At 35.2% G+C, this 12,958-nt stretch carries 7 protein-coding genes and 1 pseudogene; 4 read left to right on the top strand and 4 right to left on the bottom strand.

Annotated features, from left to right (window positions below):
* Window positions 1–40: 40 nt before the first annotated feature.
* Entirely contained in the window at window positions 41–853 is an 813-nt protein-coding gene (locus IPI31_16590) for a hypothetical protein (GenBank protein ID MBK7569440.1), read from the bottom strand.
* Window positions 854–934: 81 nt separating this feature from the next.
* On the opposite strand from IPI31_16590, the gene IPI31_16585 reads away from it, so the two are divergent.
* Complete coding sequence (locus tag IPI31_16585; protein ID MBK7569439.1) at window positions 935–2,080, top strand: Rieske 2Fe-2S domain-containing protein; 1,146 nt, start codon at window positions 935–937, stop codon at window positions 2,078–2,080.
* A gap of 110 nt (window positions 2,081–2,190) precedes the next feature.
* Entirely contained in the window at window positions 2,191–3,633 is a 1,443-nt protein-coding gene (locus IPI31_16580; protein ID MBK7569438.1) for a hypothetical protein, read from the top strand.
* 1,044 nt (window positions 3,634–4,677) lie between these two features.
* On the opposite strand, the gene IPI31_16575 is transcribed toward IPI31_16580, so the two are convergent.
* Both IPI31_16575 and IPI31_16570 read right to left on the bottom strand, forming a co-directional pair.
* Window positions 4,678–5,784, bottom strand: coding sequence for a DNA alkylation repair protein (locus IPI31_16575; GenBank protein ID MBK7569437.1), 1,107 nt, complete (start codon window positions 5,782–5,784; stop codon window positions 4,678–4,680).
* Window positions 5,785–6,051: 267 nt separating this feature from the next.
* Window positions 6,052–8,445 (bottom strand): Smr/MutS family protein, encoded by a 2,394-nt coding sequence (locus tag IPI31_16570; GenBank protein ID MBK7569436.1) that lies wholly within the window; start codon window positions 8,443–8,445, stop codon window positions 6,052–6,054.
* Between the two features lie 28 nt (window positions 8,446–8,473).
* Here IPI31_16570 and IPI31_16565 point away from each other — a divergent pair, with 28 nt between their 5' ends.
* Window positions 8,474–9,943, top strand: a complete 1,470-nt coding sequence (locus IPI31_16565) for a 1-acyl-sn-glycerol-3-phosphate acyltransferase (GenBank protein MBK7569435.1) — start codon at window positions 8,474–8,476, stop codon at window positions 9,941–9,943.
* A gap of 62 nt (window positions 9,944–10,005) precedes the next feature.
* Here IPI31_16565 and IPI31_16560 read toward each other — a convergent pair.
* A pseudogene (locus tag IPI31_16560) lies at window positions 10,006–10,394 on the bottom strand (GxxExxY protein).
* Between the two features lie 341 nt (window positions 10,395–10,735).
* Between IPI31_16560 and IPI31_16555 the strand changes: the two are divergent.
* Window positions 10,736–12,913, top strand: coding sequence for a T9SS type A sorting domain-containing protein (locus tag IPI31_16555; protein MBK7569434.1), 2,178 nt, complete (start codon window positions 10,736–10,738; stop codon window positions 12,911–12,913).
* Window positions 12,914–12,958 lie beyond the last annotated feature (45 nt).

Genomic DNA, 12,958 nt, shown 5'->3' with positions numbered 1-12,958 from the left:
GATTGGATGTGGACAAAGTAACATAATAATTTTTAAACCTTCAAAACCCCTCTACCGTGATACCTGGGTGGTAAACTCCCAAAACCCTCACCAGTATGCCTTTTTCCTCCATTTCACGCCTAGTATTATCGAATTGAAAATTATTTGTTAATCCCATTTCGATATACACAGATCCATCTTCCATGCTGCGTACAAACCCAATCTCCTTTTTATCCAGCAAGTCGAATACCAAATTGTTTAAAAACTCCTCATCGTCGCTTCGTAGCATTAAAGATGCTTTCCCTGGATAATTGGTTGTAAGAGGTGGCAACGATTTGTTTTTGATCAATAAAAACCTGGTTCTGTTGTCGGAGGAGTTCGCAATTCCTGTTGCGATTGGAACTAGTTTGTAATGTTGTATTGCCGTTTGGCTCCCGATCGCAGCCAGATCAGGTGAATGTTTTTCTGCAATTAATTTTACTGCGGAAGAAGTGGAAGCAGTTTCAACAAAGGTTACACCGGGATATTGATCGAAAAATTTTGTTGTCTCCCTTATCGCCATCTTATGACTGTAAACAGTTTGTATATGATCTATCATCGCTCCGGGAATTGCTGCTAATTGCAATTCAATTTTGAGGATAATTTCCCCACAGATGTCAACATCACTGTTACATAATAATTCAAAATTACCCGGAACATCTCCCGCTAAAGAATTTTCAACTGCAATAATTCCATTATCAACTTCACCGGTTACTACCTGATGTATTAAAGATTTAAAATTAGGAGCTGATATAAATTCATTTTCCTTTCCCCAAAAAGCTATTGCAGCTAAATGGTGATATGAAAATTGTTCGCCGAGAAAGATGATGCGCATTGCTTTTAACCGTGCTCCTATTTATTAATTTTGAATGAGTACAAAAATAACACATGGTTTTGAGACAATAATTTTAAAAAAATGCAATATTGTTTATTTAAACCGTTTTTCTTCCCCCAAGTTGCAGTAAATTTGAGCAATATAAAGTTTGGTATGATAGATAAAGATATCACATTGGCATCAACTCCTACAGGAGATTTTTATTTAAGTGAAGCACAATATTCGGCAATTAAAGAACTCGTTTTTGCTAAAAGCTGGCAGATGATCGGTGATGAAAATGATTATGCTGAAAATGGATATTTATACCCTGTAGATTTTATGAAAGGCTGTCTGGATGAGCCATTACTTATGAGTATTGATGCAAATGGTGATGCAAAATTAGTTTCAAATGTTTGCACACACCGAGGATTTATTTTGATAACAGAAAAAACAAAGTCCTCCATTATTAGATGCAGATATCATGGCCGTTGTTTTCAACCCGATGGTAAATTTTCAAGTATGCCTGAATTTGAGGAGGCACAAAATTTTCCTACAAGAATGGATGATCTGAGTATGGTGCATTTGCAAAAATTCGGGGGTTTATATTTTGCCTCCCTTTTTCCGGAAATGGATATTGCGCATTTGTTAAGTGGTATAACAAATAGAATTCCCTGGTTTCCCTGGGATAAACTTAAATTAAAAAAAGACCTGTCTAAAGATTACAGCATTAATGCAAATTGGGCCTTGTATTGTGATAATTATCTTGAGGGATTTCATATTCCCTTCGTACATAAATCATTGAATAAAGTAATTGATTATGGGAGTTATGAAACGCATCTTTTTGATTACAGTAATCTTCAATTAGGCATTGCTAAAGAAGGTGAATTAATTTTTGATCTGCCACAGAATTCACCTGACTTCGGGAAAAAAATTGCAGCATATTATTATTGGGTATTTCCGAACATGATGTTTAATTTTTACCCTTGGGGATTGTCGCTCAATATTATCCGCCCACAGGGAAAAGATAAAACCATTGTTTCTTTTATTACTTATGTTTTTGATGAAAATAAATATAATACCGGTGCAGGATCAGATCTAAATACGGTGGAAATGGAAGATGAAGAAGTAGTGGAAAGTGTACACAGAGGACTCCATTCAAGATTGTATTTCAGAGGAAGGTATTCTCCAAAAATGGAAAAGGGTGTGCATCATTTTCATAGTTTATTGATGCAATTTTTGCAAAAATAAATTACTGAAATTTCTATTTCCTGTAACTTTATTGGGCTTCCTAACTTAAAATATACTTTTAATGTAGATTTTGCGTTTTTAAGGAAACTTCACAACCTAAAACTGTATTTATGAGATATTTCCACTCTTTGATACTTGGTTCCCTCTGCGCATTTTTAAACTTCTCCTGTTCTCAAAATCAAAATGATCTAACTTCGGATGATCCCGTTCCACCTGTTCTAAATTACACTCTTGCTGCCACTGAATCCGTGGATGAATTACCGGTATTTAATTCCGTTCGATCACAGCAGATTAACAACAAAATTTATGAACGACTGGAAGGATTTGCACCTGTAAGGGAAGAATTTAAAATTGATCCGCAAAGTCTCTCCGTAATTACCTGTGAGAAAGGTACCACTGTGAAATTTGATCCCGGAATTTTTGTTTATGCCGATAATAAAATGCCGGTGAGTGAAGACATAATAATTTCTGTTACAGAATATCTTTCCACCAGCGATTTTTTGTTTAAAGGTCTTTCCACAACTTCTAATAATCAATTAATTGAGACGGCCGGCATGGTTTATTTAGATGCAAGTGCAGGCGGTAGGATCGTTGAAATAAAAGCCGGTGAATATTATAATATAGAAATTCCATCTTCAACAGAAAAAGAAAATATGGAATTATTTTATGGTAAAGAAACGGAGGATGGTATAAATTGGGTATCGGCAAACAGAGGTAATTTGATGTTTTATGACGATAGAAATTATAACCTATGTGGATACTATAAAAAGGGAAAAAAAGTAAAAACACAATTTGACGGTGGAATTGGTGCATTGTATGAATATTTGCACAGTCAGTATGTTTTCCCGGATGGTTTTGATGAAGCATCTTCAAAAAAAGAAATTATTCTGAATGCAACATCTTATGTCAACTTTAGTGTAAATTCAGAGGGACAACCCATCAAGGTGTATACATCACCCTTCATTAGAACATACGCCGATTCGCAGTTGGTAGTAGCTTTTCAAAACAGTCCTTGTTGGATCACAAGTGTAAATATATATGAAGCTAAGAAAATGATGATCCCTGTTAAAATGAATTGGGTTCGCGATCCAAAAAAAATTCCCACGAAGTTATTAGTAAATGATAAACCGGAGGAAAAAAAATTTACTGCTTCCTTTGAAGCTGACAGATATTTAATGGTTTCCGCGCAATTAGGTTGGATAAATTGTGATCGGTTCACTGATCCGCAAATACCTAAAACAAATTTATTTGTGGTTTTAGATTCCACCTATGATGCAACAGTGCGTATCGTTTTTAATGATATATCCAGTGTGATGACAGGTAAACGTTTTACAGGTGGATTTGAATTTCAAAATCTTCCGGGTGGTCAGTATGCAACAATAGTAGCTATGAGAATTGTAGATGGTAAAACAGAAATTGCTACTAAAAAGTATTTAATTAACGGTTCTACTGTAAACGATCTTGTATTTAAGGTTGCTGATGAAAATGAATTACGCAGGCAGTTTGAATCAATTGGGAAAAATGAGGAGTTGGCGTTGAGTAGTGGGCAGTAAACAGTGAGCAGTGGGCAGTGAGCAGTGCGTAACATTGGAGATCTTTGCTTCGAATTAAATAGGTACTAAAATTTATGACTAGAGGTAAAGCTGCTCCCCTATGGGACTGGGGATCCGTGGGCAGTTTGTAACATTGGAGATTTTTGCTTCGAATTAAATGGCTCATGGAGAAATATTTACCATTCAAAATTTTAGTGATTTTCTATTCGGGATAAATCCAACTAATGCAATAGTGCAGTCGCTCACTCCTTTTATGATTTTGTTGAACATCGAAGGATCCCGAATAAGAAAATCAGGAAGTTTTATTTACAGATCAAAATTTTAGTGATTTTCTATTCGGGATAAATCCAACTAATGCAATAGTGCAGTCGCTCACTCCTTTTATGATTTTGTTGAACATCGAAGGATCCCGAATAAGAAAATCAGGAAGTTTTATTTACAGATCAAAATTTTAGTGATTTTCTATTCGGGATAAATCCAACTAATAGAAAGGAAGTCGCTGCGCTCCAACCTTTCTATAAGTTGGATTAAAAAAACCTCACTGACCGGTGAGGTTTTGAACATCAACGGAATCAGCGCTAACGAACTCCGTTAAAAGAGTATGAAAAAAAAGTTGGAGAGTTAATTTACGAAGAAAGCGGAACCAATTTTTGACGACTGATTCCGCTTTCGCAAATTCAAAAACCGTAGTTTATGAAACTGCCACTGACATTCGAATCCGGGATATGTCCGAAGACTGTTCCTCAAAGTTTCTTCTTGCGAATCACCCTTTAAAAATTTCTATCTGATCCTTCTTTCGAATTCTCTTCTAAAAATTCCGCCTTTCATTGCTGATCGGCTCGGATATTTTCATCAGCTGTAACAAATATACTGTGATGTAATTATTTTCCAAATTTTTTGGCCATGGATTTCTGCACATTTTTAGCACAGGGTTTATGCACAAATGGTGCATAAGTTGAAAATTCGAAATGATGGTAGGATAAAGGTTTCAGAGAGTTTTGTGAGTGATATGAACACAAAAAGAACATTTATAAAATAATGTTCTCATCGTGTTAATAAAAATGATTTTTTAGCCAGCTCTTTACCATTCACAATTATGCTTAAATGATGTTTTCCTGCATGATGTTTACGTGTTGTAAAGTCGATAAAACGCTGTTTTTTTGTTATCACCACCACTTTTTGTTTAAGAAAATTATTTTCAGTTAGTCTGAAAACCTTTTTGGATTGTTTTCCACCCGACTTCACATAATAAATTGCATAATCTATTCGCAATTTGTGATCCTTTGGTTCTTTATTAACTATATGAAAAGTAAAACTTAAGGTTTCGCCTAAATGGATGGAAGCAGAACTTAATTTAAATTTACTGATCTCAATTTCATTCACCTGCTGTAATCCGAAGTTACTCATTGCATGTTCATGTCCACTTTTTAATAAGGTTCTGGCTCCGTGTTTAATTATCCAATCGGTGTTCTTACTTTTTCCTTTCCATTTTTTAATGATGTTTAAAACAATATCAGGATTATCCTTCGAAATATCATTGATATTGTTGGCAACACTTTTTCTTACTGTTTCCGCATCGTCATTCTTTAAATTTTCCAGTATAGGAAGAATGAGAGCAGGGTTCTTTTTAAATTCCGGCAATGCTATCGCCCAGGGTAACCGTGGCCTACAACCTTCAGTAGATAGTCTGCGCACATAAACATTTTTATTTTTACTCCACAATAACATTTGCGCCATCATTTTTTCGGGATACTTAATTATAAAGGGTCGCACAGCAAACTCCGCACTCGTGAATTTTGTAACCTGCTCAAAAGCTTTCACCGACTCCTTAAAATGGTTGATACCAAATAATTCAATATATTCAGGTAAAAACATGTGTAAAAAAGATAATCCCTCACCCTTTTTTTGAATATAGTTATTCGTTATATCAACAATAATTTTGGATGCCGCTACAAAATCATCCGGCAAGAACTCATGCAATGTGAGTGTGATATGCCGCATACGCTGTTTTAATTCTTTTTCCTCCCAGTTTTTGTCAAATATTTTTTGAACAAATGCCTTTTTATTAAACCCACGAATGGTTTCTGATAAAACAATGGAAAGCTCGTTGATAAAAGATTTCGAGAATAAATTTTTTAGAGGTTCGGGCATGAATTTATCGTATTAAAGGTTTGCTACAAATGAAATTGTATAAAATTTATTGAATTATATATTTGAGTCTATATTGCGGATGAAAAATTTAGCCACGAATGCACGAATAAAAAATATAATATATATATATTAATAATACTTTGATGGCTGTTTATTCGTGCATTCGTGGCGACCTTTTTTACATAATAAAGATTTTATTCTATAATTTTTTATTTATCCAACTACCGAATGCTCTTTGCAGACCGATTCGCAGCTAAAATATTTTAATTAAAAATTAACTACTGTGATCCCATCACCACCCATCTCTCGTGTTGCGAATTCGAAGCTTTTAACGCCTTTGTGTTTTTTTAGTGTTTGTTGCACCATTTCGCGAATTACTCCGGTTCCCTTTCCATGAAGTATTCGCAATTGAAACACACTGCGCATTAATGCTCTGTCCAAATAATTTTCGAGTTCTAACATGGCTTCCTCTTTTGATTTTCCACGGAGGTCAAGTTCCTGTGGAAATTCACTTTCATCAATATCCACCCTGATTATTTGTTTTTGTTCCTGAGGTGCATCCGCAGAAGCAATTCCGATCAATTCATCCAGGTTCACAGAAGTCTTCATATTTCTAAATACCACTGTAGCTCTGTTTTTCTGAATAGATTCCAAAACACCGATCTCACTGCCGGAAATTAATTTAACTAGTCCTCCAACCTTAATTTCCCCTTTTTGAAAATTGGGAACTATTTTATCATGAACAATTTTTCGTTTATTAAATGTTTGTTTTCTTTGAGTGCCTATAAACTGACGTAATTTTTCTTTAGCAAGCTCCTTCGAATTTTCAGGATTATCATTTGAAGTTGATATATTTTTTAATTCCGTTAAAAGCGATCTGAATTCCAATTCCATTTTGCGCACTGCATCATCTTCCTTTTCCAGTTTCTTAAGGTTGTATCGTTCCTGTTTTTCTTTTGCTTTTTCAAAGGCAAGTTCCACTTCCTTTTCTCGTTTTTTCAGTTCCTCTTCCTTTTTACTAACCTCTTTATCCCTCAATTTGATATGCTCTTTTTCAACACGAACATTTTTTAATAATTCTTCAAATCGAATATGTTCTATACTTATCAGTTTTTTTGCCTCCTCAATAAGATGTTGCGGCAATTCCGATTTTTTTGCGAGTTCAAATGCAAAACTACTTCCGGGTTTTCCGGTCTCTAATTTATAAAGAGGTTTTAATGCTGCTTCATCATATAACATACTTCCATTAAATACTCCGATATTATTCGCAGCAAATGCCTTTAAATTTGCATAATGCGTGGTAACAACTGCAAATATTTTTTTATCATTCAGCAATTTAAGTGATGCTTCCGCTATTGCTCCTCCCATTACAGGATCAGTTCCTGTTCCGAATTCATCAATAAGGATCAATGTTTCTTTATTGCTATGGGTCAAAAAGTATTTGATTTTGATCAATCGGGAAGAATAGGTGGAGAGTTCGTCTTCCAGTGACTGAGTATCACCAATATCACAAAAAATATTTTCAAAAATACCAATACGTGAATTATCTGCTGCGGGTATTAATAATCCGCATTGTGTCATGTAAACCAATAGCCCGATGGTCTTCATTGCCACCGATTTACCTCCTGCATTAGGACCCGATATGATGAGTATTCTTTTATTTTCATCTAATTCCACATCCAATGGAACTATGGGTTTATGATGTTTTTTATTCAGTAAAAATAATACGGGATGTGTTGCATGATATAAACAAATAATAGGATGTTTTTCCAGTATCGGCATATTTGCATTTATTTCCAAAGCGTATTTTGCTTTTGCTCTGGTGAAATCAATGATGCCTAAAATGTGCTGATAGTTTTCTAAATGATAAGCGTAAGGTGCAATTGTTTTGGTAAGGGTTTGCAGAATTCTATAGATTTCCCGTTTTTCCTCGCGCTCTAATTCAAATATTTCATTCTGAATATTTACCACTTCCTCCGGTTCCATAAATATGGTTTTACCGGTATCGCTTTCATCGTGAATAATTCCACTGAGTTTTCTTTTATATTCACTTAATATCCCCAAAACCCTGCGACCGTTGCGCATGCTTTCTTCCACTTCACTTAAATAACCCGCTTTTCTAAACCGGCTTAAAGCGTTGTTAAAAACTTTATCAAGACTTCTTATAGCAGAGTCTTTTTCTTTTTTGATTCGAATTAATTCAGGGGAGGCATCAGGTCTTATCGTTCCCTCAGGTGTTATCACCTTTTTAATTTCATTAGGTATCACCGGAATATATTCGCTATCACTTATCAAAGTATGTAAAATAGGATATTTTTCCGCATTGGTTTTGAAAAAACGGATAATATTCCCCGCCAATAATGCAACTTTATTTATTTCATGGAACTGCAATTCACTCAATACATAATTTTCGATCTTGAGCAAATTTGTAGTTTCCCTAATATCATGAATTCTATCATGAGGAAAATTATCTTCGTATTGCAACAACAAACTCATTTCATTTGTCTGCTGCAATAATTTTCTGATCTCTTCGTATTTCCACATTGGTCGTACTTTTACAACCCTGTCGGAACCTAAAGCGCTATCACAATACTTGGCAACTTCAGCCAATACCTTCTCAAATTCTAATACCTGTGTTATATCTGCTGGAAAAAGTTTCAATTGTTTTTTAGTCACAAAACTAAATCCATTGCAGGTACGTTCCAAGTCTGGAATTGAGCTATTTTGTCTATTTTCTAACTTACTTGCATTATGTTTGCACGATTTTATGCTGGAAAGAAAGGATATTCAGAAGATATTTAAGAAAAAGGCCGTTGTTCCCTTTCGCGATCGCAAACTGCATGTATGGAGTACTGGGTATTGGCTCGTGCAACCATTCCTGGTCGGAATTCCCTATCGTTTCTATTACAGCAAATTTCAGGTAAACGGATGGGAAAATGTGCCTGAAGGTAAACCTGTAATATTTGCAATTAGTCACCGCAATGCCTTTATGGATTCTCTCGCCTTTGTAAATACCAAGAGCACTCAGGTTTGGCAACTGGCTCGCGGAGATGCTTGGAATAATAAAATAGCAGGAAATTTATTTTATTTCTTTCACATGTTGCCCATTTGGCGCGAGCGGGATGGTGGGGATACCAAAGAACTCAACGACCCAACTTTTAATGCATGTGCCGATATTTTATCTAAAAATGGGATGATCGGTATTTATCCGGAGGGAAATTGTATTGATGAGGAACATATCCGGCCTTTAAAAAAAGGCATTTGTAGGATCGCATTTTTGGCAGAAGAGCGATATGACTTTGCATTAGATGTGCATATAATTCCAGTTGGAATTAATTATTCTGCATCCCAAAAATTCAAAAAATGGCAATTGGTGAATGTTGGTAAACCAATATTATTAAAATCCTATTCCGAATCTTATAAGAGCAACCCCGCACTGGCAATGCATGATCTTAAGGATGCTATCGAAAATGGAATGAAGGAAGTTACGCTGCATGTTGACCATTCACATTTCCATCACGACATCGTGGGTATGAGTCAAATGTACGCCAGGCATCATGTTTTAGAAAGCGGTGAAAATTATGAGCCTCTTTCAAAACTTAAAGCAGAAAAAACGATCGCTGCAAAATTGGAAAATTACCGCCAGCATGATTCGGAAGGCATGAAAGAATTAGTGCATAATTTTCATACATATAAAAATGAATTGGTTTTGCACAATTTCCGTGAAAATACTTTTGATAAGGCAAAACACAATACCTTATCCATTGTTTTTATGGCAATTTATTTTATACTTTTTTTACCCGTTTTTATTTACGGATTTATATTGAATTTTATTCCATATATCATTCCTCAAAAATATGTGGAGAAAAAAATAAAACAATCCATATTTAATAGCTCAGCACATTATGTGATAGGGCTGATAGTATTTCCCATTTATTATCTTATTTTGACATTAATTATAAGCCAGTTATTAGGCAGTTTATTCTCCGCCTTAATATTTTTAATTTCTTTCCCGATCACGGGGCATATTGCCTTTTATTATTGGTACGATTTGAAGAAATGGCGTTCAGTAATGCGGTTTAGAGGGATGAATACCGTGGATAAGGAAAAATTAATGAAGTTGCGAGATGGAATAATCAATACGTTGGATGGATTGTAGTTATTAATGGCGTTTGAATCACTGATTTTGAACGGATTTCACAGATTACGGATCTCGCAGATTTATTTTTTAAGATCAAGAACTACTCTTTTAAAGGTTAGACTTTTACTTCCAAAATTTATTAATAATCCCACTTCAATTTGATAGGCTTTGAGATAATTAAGTATTTGAGCCAGATGCACATCTTCTAACTGAATTTGTGCTTTTGTTTCTATCAATACCTTCCCTCCACCAAAAAATCTGCTCTACGAGTTCCAATTTCCTTTTCATAGTTCTTATAGAAAATTGGAATTTCTAACTCTCTCGCAAATTCAAGATTTAAAGAATTCATTTATAAAGAAAGTGCTCTCTGGTAAATAACTTCCTGAAATCCATTTCCCAAAAATGAACGTACTTCAAATGCACTTTTTAAAATTTTTTCGGTGATGTCACCATGTTTTAAAGGTTTCATAATAAACAATTTTTTTGCAAAATTGAATGTATTTTCCAACAAAACAAATTGCAAATTAATAATAGTCGTGTAATCGCTTTATACACTTATCCAGCCTTATTTTTATTTTTATTATTCTGGCCTAAATTTCCGGCCATTAAATCCACTTTTTCGCAGAAAGTATCAAAAATCAATGAGATCATAATAATTCATCATTAAATCTACTTTTTCGCAGAAAAAGTAGCAAAAATCCGCGAAATCCTTGAAATCCTTCTAAATCCGTGATTCAACACCATGATACGCAAATGACACTCCAACTCTAACTACGCGCAATTTTTATATCTTTATTTAAAATTACACATATGAAATTTTTTTACTCCTTATTCCTATCCTTATTAACGTATTCCGCATATTCTCAGGCGCCCTCTATTCAATGGCAAAATACCATTGGTGGTACCAGTCAGGATCTTTTGATGACTTCAGATAACACTTCCGACGGAGGGGTTATTTTAGCGGGTGGTTCCTCCTCCGGAATTTCGGGCGATAAAACTCAAAATGCAATAGGTGGATACGATTTCTGGATCGTAAAACTTGATGCGGCCGGAGCAATTCAATGGCAAAAAAGGTATGGCGGCTTGGCTGACGATATGGCAAATTCCATTCAACAGACATTGGAAGGAGGATATATTGTTGCCGGTTATTCCGGTTCCGGGATCGGTGGTGATAAAACAGAAGCCTTAATAGGTGAATACGATTTTTGGGTTATAAAATTAGATTCCGCAGGAAATTTATTATGGCAAAATACGATTGGCGGAATTAAAAATGATCAGGCAGAAGTAATTCGCCAAACGAATGATCTTGGTTATATTGTTGGAGGATTTTCACACTCCCCAATTTCCGGAGATAAAACCGAACATAATAAAGGTGCTGCATTTACAAGTGATTATTGGGTAGTAAAATTAAATAGCAGCGGAACAATGGTGTGGGACAATACCATAGGCGGAGATTATTACGATTATTTTTATGCATTAGAACAAACGTGGGATGGCGGTTATATTTTAGGCGGATATTCTCAGTCAGGAATTACCGGAGATAAAACAGAAGCATTAATTGGTTCGTCCGATTTCTGGGTTCTAAAATTAAATGGAGCAGGAAATATTCAATGGCAAAATACCATTGGTGGAACCGGTTCTGAATCGGTGAGAAAAATTGTATTGGCAGATGATGGCGGATATCTTCTTGCAGGTTTTTCCACTTCTGATATTTCGGGAGATAAAACAGAAATTGCTTATGGAATTGGAACTGATTATTGGGTAGTAAAAATTAATAGTGGCGGTGCTATTTTATGGCAAAATGATATTGGTGGTATGGATGATGATCTGTTAATGTCGGCGGAAAAGACTACAGATGGTGGATATATTTTGGGCGGAGTTTCTTATTCCGGATTATCAGGAGATAAAACTGAAAATTCGATGGGTGGTGGGGATTATTGGGTAGTAAAAATTGATGATTCCGGAAATCTGGAATGGCAAAATGCGATGGGCGGTTCTACTTCAGATGAAGGAAGAACAATAACCCAAACTCTGGATGGTGGTTTTGTTATGTCTGGTTTTTCAGAATCGGATATTTCCGGTGATAAAACAGAATCTAATATCGGTCCCCCTGATACTTATGATTATTGGGCAGTAAAATTATATGGCGAATGTATACCCGTTCCTGAAATTTGTAATACGTTCGATGATGATTGTAACGGTTTAATTGACGATGCAATTACTGAAACGATAATAATTTCTGCAGCAGGCGCAACAACCTTTTGTCAGGGCGGATCTGTTATTCTAAATGCAACTTATAGTGGAATAAGTGTGCAATGGAAACGCAATGGAAATATTATTCCCGGTGCAACAGCTCCAGCATATACTGTAATGCAAAAAGGAAATTATACTTGCGAAACTTCAAGCCCATGTGGAACTACATTATCAACCCCAATAAATGTAATTGTAAATAAAAACCCAACTGCAAGCATAACACCAGGCGGTCCGCTTACTTTTTGTGCGGGAGGAAGTGTTACGTTAACAGAGGCTCCTGTGGCAGGATGTACATATCAATGGTATAAAGGTGCAGCAGCAATAGCGGGAGCAACTACCACAAGTTATATCGCCACTACTACGGGTAATTATAAATGTCGCGTAACAAAAACTGCAACAGGTTGTTTTAAGAATTCAAATTCTATTGCAGTTTCGGTTCCATGCAGAGAAGGGGATATACCTGATCAAGAAAATTCTTTTTCCATTTATCCGAATCCAAACTCAGGAACTTTTACCATCGAATCGTATGTAAAGTCGCAAGATTTTGCGACTTTACAATCTACTGCATTAGAGATTTATAATTACAACGGGCAATTAATATTCACTAAGGAAATTTATTCTTCCAATGGAATAATAAACGAGTCAATTGATATTGGAATTCAACCCAAAGGGATTTATCTGATAAATATTTCTTCAGGAGAAATTCAAATCACCCAAAAGTTGGTAATAGAATAAGGTTTATCGTATTAAAAGTAACAAGATAATTAGTAACAAAATTGT

The sequence above is a fragment of the Bacteroidota bacterium genome, assembly GCA_016706865.1.
In the GTDB taxonomy this organism is placed as follows: Bacteria; Bacteroidota; Bacteroidia; order Chitinophagales; family BACL12; genus UBA7236.
Note: the sequence above shows the minus strand (reverse complement) of the source record. Positions and strands in the feature narration are given on the sequence as shown.